This window comes from Paenibacillus terrae (genome assembly GCF_005217525.1).
Classification (GTDB): Bacteria; Bacillota; Bacilli; order Paenibacillales; family Paenibacillaceae; genus Paenibacillus; species Paenibacillus terrae_C.
The window spans coordinates 1-15313 of sequence record NZ_PNXQ01000008.1 but is presented as its reverse complement, the minus strand read 5'-3'; the positions used below and the strand labels follow the sequence as shown (position 1 = coordinate 15313).

12 protein-coding genes are annotated in these 15313 nt (G+C 48.6%); 4 read left to right on the top strand and 8 right to left on the bottom strand.

What is annotated here, in order from left to right; translation table 11 throughout:
- Window positions 1-9: 9 nt before the first annotated feature.
- The gene (locus C1I60_RS07325) at window positions 10-1263 is read right to left on the bottom strand and encodes an extracellular solute-binding protein (RefSeq protein WP_137061144.1); all 1254 of its coding nucleotides are present in this window, start codon (window positions 1261-1263) and stop codon (window positions 10-12) included.
- Between the two features lie 493 nt (window positions 1264-1756).
- Here C1I60_RS07325 and C1I60_RS07320 point away from each other — a divergent pair, with 493 nt between their 5' ends.
- Entirely contained in the window at window positions 1757-3931 is a 2175-nt protein-coding gene (locus C1I60_RS07320) for a glycoside hydrolase family 3 N-terminal domain-containing protein (RefSeq protein WP_137061183.1), read from the top strand.
- A gap of 13 nt (window positions 3932-3944) precedes the next feature.
- A complete protein-coding gene (locus tag C1I60_RS07315; protein ID WP_137061182.1) occupies window positions 3945-7385 on the top strand; it encodes a GH36-type glycosyl hydrolase domain-containing protein in 3441 nt (1146 codons plus the stop codon).
- Here C1I60_RS07315 and C1I60_RS24765 read toward each other — a convergent pair.
- Window positions 7382-7522, bottom strand: coding sequence for a hypothetical protein (locus C1I60_RS24765; RefSeq protein ID WP_212734444.1), 141 nt, complete (start codon window positions 7520-7522; stop codon window positions 7382-7384). The two genes, C1I60_RS07315 and C1I60_RS24765, sit on opposite strands and share 4 nt — an antisense overlap.
- 43 nt (window positions 7523-7565) lie before the next feature.
- Between C1I60_RS24765 and C1I60_RS07310 the strand changes: the two genes are divergently transcribed.
- A complete protein-coding gene (locus C1I60_RS07310) occupies window positions 7566-8573 on the top strand; it encodes a LacI family DNA-binding transcriptional regulator (protein ID WP_137061143.1) in 1008 nt (335 codons plus the stop codon).
- A 102-nt stretch (window positions 8574-8675) separates the two neighbouring features.
- Here the strand turns inward: C1I60_RS07310 and C1I60_RS07305 are convergent, their stop codons facing one another.
- From C1I60_RS07305 to C1I60_RS07280, 6 genes are all read right to left on the bottom strand, one after another.
- The gene (locus C1I60_RS07305) at window positions 8676-9353 is read right to left on the bottom strand and encodes an aspartate/glutamate racemase family protein (RefSeq protein ID WP_137061142.1); all 678 of its coding nucleotides are present in this window, start codon (window positions 9351-9353) and stop codon (window positions 8676-8678) included.
- Window positions 9354-9448: 95 nt separating this feature from the next.
- On the bottom strand, window positions 9449-10675 hold the full coding sequence (locus C1I60_RS07300) for a stalk domain-containing protein (protein WP_137061141.1): 1227 nt from the start codon (window positions 10673-10675) through the stop codon (window positions 9449-9451).
- Window positions 10676-11023: 348 nt separating this feature from the next.
- Entirely contained in the window at window positions 11024-11509 is a 486-nt protein-coding gene (locus C1I60_RS07295; RefSeq protein WP_137061140.1) for a cytochrome c biogenesis protein CcdC, read from the bottom strand.
- A 43-nt stretch (window positions 11510-11552) separates the two neighbouring features.
- Window positions 11553-12320 (bottom strand): ABC transporter permease subunit, encoded by a 768-nt coding sequence (locus C1I60_RS07290; RefSeq protein WP_137061139.1) that lies wholly within the window; start codon window positions 12318-12320, stop codon window positions 11553-11555.
- On the bottom strand, window positions 12317-13030 hold the full coding sequence (locus tag C1I60_RS07285; protein WP_137061138.1) for an ABC transporter ATP-binding protein: 714 nt from the start codon (window positions 13028-13030) through the stop codon (window positions 12317-12319). Before C1I60_RS07285 ends, C1I60_RS07290 begins: the two co-directional genes overlap by 4 nt.
- The gene (locus C1I60_RS07280; protein WP_137061137.1) at window positions 13027-13440 is read right to left on the bottom strand and encodes a GntR family transcriptional regulator; all 414 of its coding nucleotides are present in this window, start codon (window positions 13438-13440) and stop codon (window positions 13027-13029) included. Before C1I60_RS07280 ends, C1I60_RS07285 begins: the two co-directional genes overlap by 4 nt.
- Window positions 13441-13654: 214 nt before the next feature.
- Here C1I60_RS07280 and C1I60_RS26410 point away from each other — a divergent pair, with 214 nt between their 5' ends.
- Complete coding sequence (locus tag C1I60_RS26410; RefSeq protein WP_434784379.1) at window positions 13655-14425, top strand: hypothetical protein; 771 nt, start codon at window positions 13655-13657, stop codon at window positions 14423-14425.
- Window positions 14426-15313: the final 888 nt, after the last annotated feature.

The following is a 15313-nucleotide window of genomic DNA, read 5'->3' as shown; positions in this document are numbered from 1 at the left end:
TACGGATCATTATTTTTTCATAATACTTGCAGCTTGCTGGTTAAAATCATCCATTTCCTTCTGTACGTCGGCTTGACCACGGTAAATGCGTTCGAAGCTCTTGATGAATTGTTGAGAAACCTCTTCCCATGCTGCCAGTTGCGGTAATGCTGCGGAATGATCGAGCTGTTTACGAATCGTTTGAAGCATCGGATCATTCTTCAGTTTTGCATCTTCCCATGACTTGGTAGCGGCAGGCAAGGTACTGGACAGCTCCATCCATTTCAACTGCGTTTCCGGTTTACTCATGTAAGCCAAGAATTTGGCCGATTCCTCCGGGTGCTTGCTAAACTGCATAATCGAAAGGTTCGACCCGCCCAAAACAGACAGGTTGTTTACTTTGCCAGGAAGCTCGGCTATATTCCATTTTCCATCCAGCTCAGGTGCCTTGCTCTTGATTTCTCTAATCATGAAGGGACCGCTGATAAACATAGGAACGATACCATCACCTTGCAATCCCTGAACGGAATCTATCCCAAGATCTAGGGCATTGGAGCCGTTTTGGAAAAAGGTGTTCAAATACTTCACAGCTTCTACAAACGGTGGCTGGTTGAACAGCGGATTGCCCTGCTCATCGATCAGCTTGGAGCCGTTCTGAAGAGCGAACATAAAGCCCAGAGACTGCTCCTTCGCATTAATGGCAATACCATATTTCCCTTTGCCACGCGCTGCCAGCTTTTGAGCAGCATCCGAAAGTTCTTCCCACGTTTTAGGTGCTTCATTATATCCAACTTGCTTCAATAGATCTGAACGGTAGAACAAAACTTTCGTTTCGGTATACCAAGGAACGCCTACAGGTTTTCCCTCAAATTTTGCCGTATCCACAGCACCAGAGAAGAAATTCTTTGATTCCAGCTCAGGATATTTGCTGATATAAGGGGTGATGTCCGTCAATGCACCCGCAGATGCAAGCTCCGGAACCCATGATGTACCCAACTGAACCACATCCGGACCGGATTTGGAAGCAACTGCTGTCAGCAGCTTATCGTGAGCATTATCCCAAGGCAGTGCCTGCACATCTACATGAATATCAGGATTTTCCTTTTCAAAATCCTTTGCAATCTCAGGCAGCAACTTACCTTCCGCCCCCATGCCCCATAGGGTAATCGTCGTTTTTCCATTCGCATCCTTGCCGGATGATTCATCCTTGGATGAACAGCCTGCCAACGCGCCCCCCAGTAATAAGGTGCTTGCCAAAACGATCCCTAACGTTCTTTTCATCATATAAATTCCTCCCGAGATGACCGGCTCACCGATCATTCAAATATGATACCCGATTCGATTACACACGTTAAAGTATACAGTGTTTAAAGCCAAATAAAGCCTGACGATATAGAAAATATGTGGAAAGTGTAAGGACCATACCCATCAATAGAAACGTTTCGATAGTCATTATAAAACAAATTGAAACCGTATTCAATAGGGATATTATTTTTTATTCGTCTAGAATTATGCCCAATTTTCTTTCGTTTCATCTATAAATCGTTATTTTCTTAGTAAAATAACCTTCTTTTTCGATTTGACTCTCTATTTGAAAGCGTATATAATCCAACTGAGTTCAACAATAGAAACGTTTCGATTAATAATACGACAGGATACTAAGCATTTATGCAAAGTATTAGCCTATTCGTCGCTTCTTTGAATCAGTCTTCACCAAAAAATCTCATGGATCTGAAAAAGAAAGCTGCAACCATAGCAGCTTACGGAGGATTGTATGATGGAACAACAACTGAATTCCTATCTGCAAAATATGACGCTTGAAGAAAAAGTCGATCAACTGCTCCAGCTCGTGGGAGCCTTTTTTGAGGATGCGGAAACGGACGGCCAAATTACCGGACCTATGGCATCTCTGGGGATCACAGAAGAAACGGTCCGTAACGTCGGATCGGTGCTTGGCATCGCAGGAGCCGAAGAAGCTATTCGAGTTCAACAAGCACATCTAAGTAAAAACCGTCTGGGTATTCCGCTTCTAATTATGGCAGACATTGTACATGGCTTCAAAACGATTTTTCCCATACCGCTGGCTATTGGCTGTTCATGGAATGTGCAGCTCGCAGAAGAGAGCGCTACCATTGCTGCCAGAGAAGCTTCTGTATCCGGTGTTCATGTCACCTTTGCTCCGATGGTGGACTTGGTACGTGACCCGCGCTGGGGCCGTGTAATGGAATCTACAGGGGAAGACCCTTACCTCAACAGTGTATTTGCCCGTGCTTTCGTACGCGGCTTTCAAGGCAAGGACCTGACGAACGATACAGACCGGGTGGCGGCGTGCGTGAAGCATTTTGCCGCATACGGAGCAGGCGAAGGCGGACGGGATTACAATACCGTCGATCTGTCCGCATGGCAGTTGCGAGAGTATTATCTCCCCTCCTACAAAGCTGCGCTAGATGAAGGCTGTGAAATGGTGATGACCTCCTTCAATACCGTAGAGGGTGTAGCTGCAACGGGCAACAAGCGCCTGATGCGCGATTTGCTTCGTGACGAGTGGGGCTTTGACGGTGTACTCATCTCGGATTGGGCCGCCATCAAGGAGCTTATTCCCCACGGCATTGCCGAGGATGAGCGTGAGGCAGCACAGAAAGCACTGCTGGCAGGCGTAGACATTGAAATGATGACCTCCTGCTATAATGGGCACCTGCCTGAGCTGGTTCGCAGCGGGCAACTGGATGAAGCGCTCGTCGATGAAGCGGTCATGCGCGTATTGAAGCTCAAGCAAAAGCTGGGCTTGTTCGATAATCCGCTGCGCGGCGCAGACCCTGAGCGGGAACGTGAAGTCGTGTTCTGCGAAGCTCACCGTGCGGTTGCCAAGGAATTGGCGATCCAATCATGCGTACTGCTCAAAAACGATTCCATTCTTCCACTGAATCGCAGTCAGCATATCGCACTGATCGGGCCTTTTGCAGAGAGCGGTGATATTCTTGGCTCTTGGTCGTGGAGCGGTTCGCAAGAAGAGGCTGTTCAAGTCATTGACGGCTTCAAATCGAAAATATCCTCCTCGCTGCTCTCGGTAGCGACTGGATGCTCTATAGACGAAATATCTGAAGAACAATATGCAGAAGCGCTGCAAGCTGCCAGCCAAGCAGAGGTCATCGTACTGGCGCTCGGCGAGCGTTCGGATATGAGTGGTGAAGCGGGCAGCCGCTCGGATATTCGCCTGCCACAAGCCCAACTGGAGCTAGTGAAACGCCTGAAAACACTGAACAAGCCTATGGTAGCCGTGCTGTTCAACGGTCGCCCACTGGATCTGCACGGTGTTATTGAAGAAGCAGACGCCGTACTGGAAGCCTGGTTCCCCGGCGGTGAAGGCGGCGCGGCTATTGCCGACCTACTGTACGGCGATGCTGAACCAACGGGCCGTCTGACAATGTCCTTCCCGCAATCGGTGGGGCAGGTGCCTGTGTACTATAATCATTTTAATACAGGACGTCCTCAGCTGGATCCAAATACAAAGGAACGATACGTCTCCCAATACCTGGACGTACCGAACGAACCTTTATTCCCGTTTGGCTATGGCTTGAGTTATACGAAAGTAGCCTATGATAGCGTACAGCTTTCCAGCGACACCCTCACTCCCGGTCAAGCACTGACCGTGAAGGTACGGGTAACGAACACAGGAACACGTCCTGTCGAGGAAACGGTTCAATTCTATGTCCGTGATATCAGCGGAGATACGGTTCGCCCGATGAAAGAGCTGAAAGATTTCCGCAAGGTTCTGCTTGCCTCAGGCGAAAGCCGGGAAGTGGAATTTTCATTGATCGAGTCTCAACTGCGCTATCACCATGCAGACCTGAGCTTTGATAGTGACAGCGGTGAATTCGCCGTCTTTACAGGACCTAACAGCCGAGATACTACTGAAGGACGTTTTCGTTTAGTGAAAGAAACAGGAAAGTGAGGCGTAACCTTTGATGAATACAAGTCTGGATCAAAATATTTTGCTACGGGTTGGAGACCTGTCCTTCACCTTCTTGAGCAGCGGTGATTTATATAAAATCGCCCATGGCTCAACCATGATCAATCAACTGCTGACCAATTCTGTCGACGGTTCCCTGAACAACCTGTACCTGCGACTGTACCGTCCGTCCGGCGTCAGCATTACTCCCCTGCTGGGAGTCCGATCACCCGGAGTAGTACGACAAACGGATCAACAAATTATTTGGGAAGGATTTACATCAGGTGTCGGCTATCAGGTGACATTCACACTAAGCGGTCTCGGGGTATGGTTCTGGGATGTAACTCTACAGGGCGATGACGTGGAAGCTGATATCGTGTACGGTCAGGATATCGGCATTGCGGATACAGCGGCTGTACGCAGTAATGAAGCTTATCTGTCTCAATATATCGACCATACCGTCTACCATGACGAACAAAGAGGCTATACGGTCTGCTCCCGTCAAAACCAGCCGCAAAGTCAAGCGTTCCCTTACATCCAGCAAGGCTCGTTGACCCGCACCGTCGGTTATTCGACGGACGGATTTCAATTCTTTGGGCTTTCGTACAAAGAAACGAACGAGCCGGAAGCACTGCGCCGCGATTCGCTCGCTAATGAAGTATACCAGTACGAATTTGCTTATACGGCGCTGCAATCCGAGCGGGTAAAGCTCGCCGGGGATGCACGCTTTACCTTTTACGGTCTGTTCCAGCCGAATCATCCGACAGCCGTTACAAAGCTGGAGTACCAGGAACTGGTGACGAAAGCACGCGAAGAAGTAGCGACGATTATGGAAACTGCTTCCGGAACCGCCATCCCAGAGAACGTCACAAGTCATCTCCAAACTGGGCGGGTGGCTCCAGCCCAGAACATCGGGGAGCCGCTGCGCACGCTGGATATGACCGCAGCCGAGTTGGATCAGCTCTTCCCGAAACGGCAGGAAGAAGAACGGGACGGCGACACGTTGCTCTCCTTTTTCACGGACAGCTATGAACATGTCGTACTCAAATCCAAAGAGCTTCGTGTAGAGCGTCCCCATGGGCATATTTTAATGGGCGGGCATTACGCGGGAGGTAAGGAAGAAACCATTACAACCACCTCCTATATGTACGGGGTGTTCAATTCCCAGCTTGTGGTTGGCAACACGAATTTCAATAAAATGATCACAAACGCGCGTAATGCACTCAATATTCCAAAAACATCCGGTCAGCGTGTCTATGTCGGAATCCATGGGAAATACCATCTGCTCACGCTGCCTTCCCTGTTCGAGATTGGCTTTAACTATGTGCGCTGGTATTACAAAACTGCTGACGATACGCTCATCATTACAAACCATACCAACGCCGATACGCCAGAAGTGCGGCTTCACGTGCGCTCGGCAAGCGGCAAAGCCTATCCGTTCCTCGTGACTCAGCAAATGTCCATGCATGTGAACGAATATGAGCTCCCGTTTCATATGGAACGGGACGGTGAGGACCTGCTCTTCCGCGCAGACCAGGCTTCCCTGAGCGCCGAAGCCTACCCGGACCTGTTGTACCGAATGCAGGTACAAGGCGCTCCACTACAGCAAGTGAGCGACGCTCACACGCTGCTACAGGGTACAGCCTCCCCCGATGCATCTCTGGTCGTGCTGGAGCTAGGCGACAGCAGCGAATGGACCTGCACCGTACAAGGCTGGCTACATGGCTATCCATCTGGAAAAGGTCGAGCACATGCGGTAGGAGTTGCCTCTTTCGAAGCTGAGCGCGAGCGATATCGGCAGTATTTTTCCGGGCTGATGAACGGTTTTCATCTGACGCGTAGCGGACATGAAACCAACGAGCTGTTCCGTGTAAATGCGGTGGCCTGGTGGTACACCCACAATATGCTTGTCCACTATTCCGTGCCTCATGGTCTGGAACAATACGGTGGTGCAGCTTGGGGAACACGCGATGTATGTCAGGGTCCGGTGGAATATTTTTCAGCCGTGCAAAAGTTTGACGAAGTCCGTTCCATTCTACTGACCGTGTTCAGTCATCAGTACGAGGATAGCGGAAACTGGCCGCAATGGTTTATGTTCGACAACTATGCTCGCGTTCAACAAGAAGAAAGCCATGGCGATATTATCGTCTGGCCGCTAAAGGTACTGGGAGATTATTTGACCGCTACCCGCGACTACAGTATTCTGGAAGAAACTGTACCCTACACCAGCCGGCATACTTTTGATTATACAAAACAGACCGCGACCCTCATGGAACATGCGATGAAGGAAATCGAATATATTCGGGCGAATTTCCTTCATGATACACATTTGTCGGCCTACGGCGACGGCGATTGGGATGACACGCTCCAGCCAGCCAACGCTCAACTGAAGCAATACATGGCGAGCAGTTGGACCGTTGCACTCACCTATCAGGTGGTTGGCAACTTTGCTGCTGCACTGGAGCAAGCCCCCGCAGACGTCGTAAGCGGAGCCGCCGAGATCGCACGGGAGCTGCACCAGATGGCCGAAGGCATCCGCCAGGACTTTAACCGCTACATGCTGGAGAGCGGTATCATCCCGGGCTTCGTGTATATGGAAGAGCCCGGTCAGCCCAAGCTGATGCTCCATCCGTCCGATACGGAGACGGGGATTCACTACCGTTTGCTGCCGATGACACGCAGCATGATCAGCCAGCTGCTCACGCCGGAGCAAGCATTGGCTCATGAGCAGCTCATCCGCGAGCAGTTCCTGTGCCCGGATGGCGTGCGTCTGATGAACCGCCCTGCACAGTACGATGGCGGTGTGAGTTCGCACTTCAAGCGTGCAGAGCAAGCGGCCAACTTCGGACGCGAGGTCGGGCTGCAATATGTGCATGCCCATATCCGCTTCGCGGAAGCCATGGCCAAGCTCGGTCGCAAGGATGACGCCTGGCACAGCCTGAAGCTCATCAACCCGGTCGGTATTCGCGCGTCCGTACCGAACGCCGAATGGCGTCAGAGCAACGCGTATTTCAGCAGCTCGGATGGCAAATTCAATACCCGCTACGAAGCACAAGAGCGGTTTGGTGAACTGCGTGAAGGAGCCGTTCCGGTCAAAGGCGGCTGGAGAATCTACTCCAGTGGTCCGGGGATCTATATGAATCAGCTCATATCGAATGTCCTTGGCATCCGTCAGTCGGGCGAAGACCTGATTCTGGACCCTGTACTGCCGGATAATCTGGACGGCTTGGAATTTGAATTTGCTTTTGCCGGGAAACCCGTTACCTTCGTCTACCGCATGCTGCAAGAGCATAATAGCGGTGAGCAAGGCCGCGCGGTATTGAACGGAGCCCCACTGGAGAGCGAGCCAGCCGACGACAATCGCTACCGTTCGGGTGCCCTGCGCATCAAGCGCAAGAATTTCGAACATGCACTGACAGAACATGACGGTATACATCGCCTGGAGATTATTTTTTAAAGAGCATTTTGCTCAAATCCCAAGAGCAATTTTAAATCGGGTATAGGCAACAAAGCGATGGCGATCTTGCGGGATCGCCCTTTGCTGCTTGCACGTCCAGTTACGATATTCGAAATAAACACAAGTTTAATAATCAATATACAATAGCAAGTAACAGACTGGCGAAAAGGAGGAAATGATGTGGTCAGCATTAAAGATATCGCCAAACAGGCGGGCGTTTCCATATCTACCGTTTCATACGCATTGAACGGCAGTGATAAGGTGACGGAAGAGACCTGCGCACGTATTTTGGCTATTGCCAAAGAGCTTAACTATGTGCCGAATGCCGCCGCACGTAATCTCAAAAAAAGGGAAACCAAAATTATCGGCGTCTTCCTGACTGATTTCCGTGGAGACGTTTATGGAGATTTGTTGTACGGCATCAAGGAAATTTTGAACCGAAAAGACTATGACCTCATCGTATGCAGCGGCAAGCAGTCTCACCGCATGCTGCCCGAGCGCATGATTGATGGAGCCATCATACTGGACCAGACGTTCGATAGTCAGGAACTGCTGAATTACGCCGAGCGTGGGCATAAAATTGTTGTACTGGACCGTGAGCTGAATCATCCTAACATTAATCAGGTACTGCTGGATAACAAAGCAGGTGCCGCTCTCGCGGTGGAGCATTTGCTGGAAATGGGACACCGCAAGCTGTACGTTGTCACTGGGCCGGATGGCTCTTATGATTCATGGCAGCGGATGCAGGCAGTCAAACAGACGATCGAACGCAGCGGCACCGCCGAAATGATCGAGATTGGCGGCGATTTTGAAAAATCGGGCGGCGAACAGGCAGCCGAGATCATTTTACAGCAGCATGTCAGCCCGGATTCTGAGCCCGCCGCGGTATTCTGCCTCAATGATGAGATGGCGGTAGGCTTTTACAATCGAATGGCTCAGTCGGAGCTTACCATCGGGCAAGACATTCATATCGTCGGCTTTGATAATATTGAGCTGGCACAATATATTCAGCCCCGTCTGACGACCATTGATTACTCCAAACGTAAATGGGGCGCAGTAGCTGCCGAACAAGTTCTGAAAATCATTGCCGGGGAAGACGTGGAGCATGAACGGCTGTACGTTACGCTCGTCCAAAGAGAGTCAGCAGGCGCAGTATTAAGCACTCCAGATCAACAGAATACCTTATGACGAACACCGTAGAAGCATTCCCAATCACATGCTATCCTACAAAAAAAGAACTTCCATTGCCCCGGAATACGGGTTGGAAGTTCTTTGGGTCATACTTATGTTTCAACCTAACAAATTCTCAAGCAAATTCATCAACGACCGTAAGGGATTGCCAATCGCCTGACCCGTCTCCAGTTCCACCTGCAATGCAGCATCAACCATAGATAATTGCGCCACAGCCAGCGTTCTGTCTGGTTCAGCCTCTCTCAGTTCATGCAATGAACGGACCAGCACTTCCATATATTCGTCTTTGCGACCTTGCATAATCAGCTCAAAAGCGTGCTCCACCACCTTGACCTCTATCAACGAAGAGATATCTGGCTTATCTAACAGGGCTGCTATATGAGAAAGACGTTTCATTGTCCCCTCTACCGTAGCCGGATTCGTAAATACCAAGGTTTGTGGCAACGGATCATCGCATATCTCATGGAAAAAGGGCTCATCCAGCGTTATCACGGGTGTAGGCATCGTCAATTCAATCTTTTCCGCGAAGACTATATAATTCGTGCATGTAATCAAAATAACATCTATGCCGCTTTGAGCCATCCATTCCAGTTGCTCTTCTACCTTTCGACTGGCATCCACCACCGAGAAGTCTGGATCAGATGAAACTCTGTACATGAGCGCAGGGTCCACAAAATGCTTCAGTTCCACCTCATAAGGAGCAAAAGCCCGTTCCACATAGGCAATGTTCGAGTGATGCGCATGCAGACAGCCTACCCGCTGTTTAAAACTCCCCATCATCCCATCCCCACTCATCATGTTTCCATCATTTTAGCAGAGATAGGGTAGTTGGGGAATCACCTTAAGGATCAGTCATGGCGTGAATGCCGTTTTTAAAACTTGCCGTTCGTATTTTTCCACTCTGCTTGAGCCGGAACGTCCTGAACTACATCCCAGTGCTCTGCGACTTTGCCGTTCTCTACACGCCACATATCATAGACAGCAGTCGTGTTCCCCTTAGGCGATTTGGTTTCGCTCACAACCAGTACGAAGTTCCCTTCTCCAATGACCATATGCACCTTATCGTATCCCGAGGAATTTCCCTGGTTTCCATCTGCTGCGGGGAATAATTGCTTAATAACGGAAACACCGTCGCCGAAAAAGGAATTATGCTGAATGTAATGATCACCGTTAAAGTAGCTTTCCAGTGCAGCGCGGTTCTTGCCCACCAGGATATCATCCACAAACTTACGAATCAACGCTTTGTTTGCTTCGGTTTTGTTAAGGTCTTTGGTTTCTGTCGTTCCGTCAATCATCGTACGGCCGCTCGGATTGGCTGGAGCCAGCTCCTGACTGTTGTCCCAATGCTCAACAATCTTACCGTTCTTGTCGAACCGAAAAATATCAAACAATACGCTTGGTTTGCCATCATCCGTTTCCTTATAATGAACGGCTACATAGTCTCCATCCTGAATGATTCTTTGGATATCAACCTGTGTATTGGCGCCTTTCATTTGTTTAATACCTTCGATCAGGCCCTCTCTACCGTTGGCAAAGCTCAAATTATGCTGGATATATTGATCCTTGCTAACCCAAGTTTCGGCCGCTTTGGTATCTCCCGTTTCAAAGCTTTTCAGGATTTCAACGACCTTATCCTTATTGCTCACCCCGATTTGCAACATTTTGCTGGTCGGGTCCCAAATCACTTGCTTGCCCCACGCTTCTTTGACGACATCGACCGGAACATAGGTTATTCCTTGTTTGGTCAAAATGGGCGAGGTGGACAGCGGTACCTTAATCCCGTTGATCTGCGCTTCCGGACTGCCCGACACCAGCACAACCGTCGCCTGATCATAACGAATTGTCGTGCTTTGACGAGCCGTATTGAACGTAATATGCTTGGAATCCATCGGAATCCCCAAACTGGAAGCCAATTGTCTCAAAGGAATCAAAACCTGCTGATTTTCCACGATAGGAGCAATCTTGTAAGCCTCTTTCTTGCCATCTACCCAAACCTGGATACCTGTTGTAGCGGGTTTTACCTCGGCAGCTAAGACTGGTACAGCAGAAGATAGCACAAGCAAGCTGGCAAGTGCAGCGGTAATCGTATGTTTTTTCATGAATGTAAGCCCCTCTCATCTTATAAAATAATATGGACAACGATCCCTTATTATGTAACTAATGTAGTTACAACTTATTACGAAAAAAATCTGTAATAACCTACTCTATCCTTTAAACCTAATGGATTCTTTTGAAACCTCAATACTTCCTCCTTTCAAATTTTTATACTTATGGCCCGTTAAACAGCAAGCTACAACCTTAGAATAAAGGATACAGAGGTTAATAACAATGTATGTATATGGGCTAACAGATGAATTTATGATGAAGCCACAAAGAAACGGGTTCTATCACCAAGCGAATGAACGCTTTTGAACAGAATACCCGCTTCTTTACACTATTTATACCTTTTATACTAATAAAATCCTCCTAAACTTGATAAAGCTCCCAATTCGCCAGATGGAAATATAGACAAGCGCCATCGTAATCGCCAATAGACTAATCTCGGTCGTACCCAAGCTGCTAAGATACTGGGTCAACACGACGCGTATCAAAATAATGGCAATAATAATGTATTTAAAGTACTTGTTCGGCTTGGGATAAATGTGTCCGTCGTCCCGTCTCTCATATGCCGTATGCAGCAGAATGACGTAACCAAACACCGCACCTAACAGCCCGGCAGCCAGCAGCTCCCAAAAGGCGGGAAGCGCATGCGTTTGGCCGGGAATATACATCAATTGGTACACAGACATCATCATGAGTGGGCATGCGATAAACAAGGGAAGCAAAAGGCGGACTCCGTTTCCTTTTACCGGCCCCCCTCGTCTTTTGGTTCTCAACCAGATCATCATCCCCACCAAAACAGCCAGCAATGCATAGATGAATATCGTCGTCATGGTGAAATTCCTTTCCTAATATGTCATGTTATTTGAGACGATGCTAAACCGACAGTTTCTTCTCCAGCAAATAAGCGTTCAGCCGGATTAATGCATATGCAGCCAACCAACTGATCAACACCGCAACCGGGAAATGCCAAGTAAAAGGAAACCATTGTCCTGTCTGAACATGGTCAAATTGCTCATAAAGCCCCTGATCGCCTGACCAATAAAAGACACTCCCGCCACCCATCAGCACAATCCAGAGAATTGGACTAATCGGTCTCCATGTGCTGAATTTTGTACTAACTGCCAGCAGACCAAGCGCAATAACGAACGGAGTGAACGCGATAATCATCACAAACCAGTTCAATCCGGCAATAATAAAGGACGCTGCATCTGCAAACGTATAAGGCTGGATGGTTGATGAGATGAACAGCGCATACAGAGAACCTACAACAAACAGGAACAATGTCACGACCATGGCTTGTAAAATAGCAGCAATCCATTTGGCACTAATCAGCCACATACGCGGATAGGGAAGAGTCAGCCACCATCCGTAGGTGTCATTTTCCCATTCTCTTCTCAGACTTCCCACACCCATGAAAATGATCATGTACGGCAAGCCCAGAGTGACGTACCACAGCCTCGTCAGTTCGAGCTGGTTGTGAAGCGCGAAGTACGAGGAAATAGCGAACGCCGCAATTAGAAACAGTGAGAAATAAACGAGTCTCCACGATCTGGGCAGACGATGCCCACCCTGCTTTCTCCAGCTTCCTTTATTCCGAAATTCATGGCGTATTAAATCTTTGAACAGCCCTGATGAATTCACGCCTTCCACTCCTTTTTGTACAAATTGCGGAACACCTGATTCAAAGACCCATGCTCTCCACGTAGATCATCCGAGTCGCCGGACCATATCACCCGTCCGTGGTCCATCATCACCGTGTAATCAAACAAGCCTTCCACTTCCTGAATATCATGCGTACTCATGAGTATGGATTGCTGCCGATCCTCCAAATAATCAATAATACCAGCCACGATTGCTTCTCTGGAAAGGACATCGATGCCGGCAAACGGTTCATCCAGAATCATAAGCGGAACCTCACGCGCCAGACACAGAATCAGCAGCACCCGTGCCTCCTGCCCGCGGCTCAACCCGGACATTTTCAACTCCAGCTCCACGTCCATATGATCAGCAAGCTTGTGCGCATCCTTCATATTGAAGCCAGGCAAAAAGGACTGGCCCCACTCCAGTGTCTGCTGCACCGTATGATTGGGGTACCAACGCGCCCGGTCAGGCAGGTAGGATATGCCGCGGTTGGTTTCCCAGCCGGGTTTTTGCCCCAGCACCTCAAGACTGCCTCCATCTGGTCGAATTAACCCGGTGATCGCCCGAAAAAAGCTGGATTTACCGCAGCCATTGGGGCCAAGCACCCCTACAATGCGGCCCGCAGGAATAACGACCTCCAATTGATCCAGCGCTTTTTTACTGCCATATTGCTTCGTGATATGGTTCGCAACCACAATAGATTCCGTCATGCCTTTTTGCCTCCTTCCCCTTCACTCCCGTTCTGTTTGCTTCCTATATACCGCTGTACATCCTCCCATGACAGCCCCAGACTGCTCATCTGTCCCAGGAACTGATCTATATACGTCAGGGCCAGTTGTTCCCGAAAGCTGTCTACCCGCTCGCTGGACGACGTAACATAGGTTCCCAAGCCGCGCCGCTTCTCGGTCAGTCCGTCCCGCTCCAGCTCCTGATACGCCCGCATCACAGTATTCGGATTCATACGCAATTCCTGTGCCAGATCACGAACAGATGGCATCTTGCTTCCCATTTCAATCTCCCCTTTGGCAATGGAGCTTCGTACTTGATTTAAAATTTGTTCATATAATGGCTGGCTAAAATCAATTAAAAAGCGAAGCGAGCCAACCCTTTGCTCTTCCATGGGTGTTTCCCCCTAATCCGCTGCATCTATCGTGCATATAGTGTATTATATCACTTAATACACGTAACACAAGTATATTTTTAGTTAACATTTTAGTCATGCCGTCCAAAACCTATTCAGCAAATGCTCAGCTTGCGCTCAGACAGCATTCAAGTTCATATCTTATGATAAATCTCGTACCTAACATCCCCTAACCGAAAGGTGGAAAATGAAGATGAAGAACACCAAAAAAGCGATTTTGGCAGGAACGATGGCATTGGCAATTTTAGGAGGTGGAGCACTTTATTCTGCGGGCGCGGTTCACGCTGCTGCCGCTACAGCTGACAAATCTGCTAATGCTTCACAAAAGCCGCCTAAGGATGCACAAGGACAGTTTGGACAAATCGGTCAATTTCAGGACAAGCTGGGCAAGCTATTATCCCTTGATAACGATGCGCTTAGAACCCAGCTCAAACAAAACACCTTGGGTGAAGTGGCTGAGAAGCAAGGCGTGTCCAAAGAAAAACTGAAAACCAATCTCTCCACATGGCTGAAGGAAAACCCTCCTGTCGGAGCTAACGCATCCAATACAACAGACTATTCCGCTATGGCCGAGAAACTGCTCGCTGCCAAAGGGAATGTACTTCCTGGCGATGCCAACGGCCCGAAAGCAGCGGGCGGTAATTATGCGGAGAATAAAGCCCTTTTGAAGCTGTTAGGTTTATCTTCCAGCGAACTGAACACACAATTGAAATCCGGTAAAACGCTCGCTGCAATCGCAAAGGCACAAAGCGTGAACGTGAAAGAAGTCATTAGTTTGCTCGTTTCCGACACGAAATCGAGGATGGCTGAAGAAAAGAAAAACGGTAAAGTTACTGACACCGAATACAACAATCGAATCTCTAACCTAGAGAAAATGGTTACCGATTTAGTAAACGGCGTTAAACCTTCCCAACCGCCAGTAGGAACAAGTAAAGCTCCCGCTAAGTCAGCGGCAACGAAGTAGCTTATCGTCACATACAGCTACCCGTAACGTTTTTCATGATCCGGCTTTCCCATACAAAAGCATACGGATTAAAAATACCGCTCCCCTGCTTTTTCGGCAGACAGAGCGGTATTTTTTGTGCCCCACAAAAAAAGCTCACTTATCAAAAGGGGTTTTTATCACATAGGGAATGTCCACACGTATAAATAGATGTTACATATTATATAAATCGTGAACGTTCGAATCTCAATACTACTTATAGAAGAGGTGACATTAGTGATAGGACTATAGCCTCGTTACTTTAGACAAAAGGAGAATCCAATATATGGCGGTTATATCAACTGGACCCATAGAAAATAGTAATGTCAGTGGTATTCGGCCTACTCATCGAGTTACCGTGAAAATTGATAACCGTGATACTGTGAATTCTTCTACGGTATTGATTCAGGGTTTTTATCTAAATGGTACAAGAACGTTATACGCGGTTGATTTTATAACTGTAAATTCAAATGAAGTGATTACAAAAGATTATTATGCTGATTTTGATTCATTTGAGTTTGTTTTTACCACTGATGAAAGTGTTACAGAAAATGAAATTCAAGTTTCAGTCTGGGGTAAAAATTCAATGGGGCAGTTAGTGACAGCTCACCGTATTGTATCTTCCGAATTGCTTGTAGCAAAAGGTGCGGAACCGACAGGGCTAACNAGTTACGGGCACTACCGGAGTTACGGGCACTACCGGAGTTACGGGCACTACCGGAGTTACGGGCGCTACCGGAGCTACCGGAGTTACTGGCATCACGGGTGTTACTGGGGCTACTGGCGCTACTGGAGTCACAGGAGTCACCGGAGCTACTGGCGTTACCGGAGTTACTGGCATCACCGGGGCTATCGGAGCTACTGGCGTTA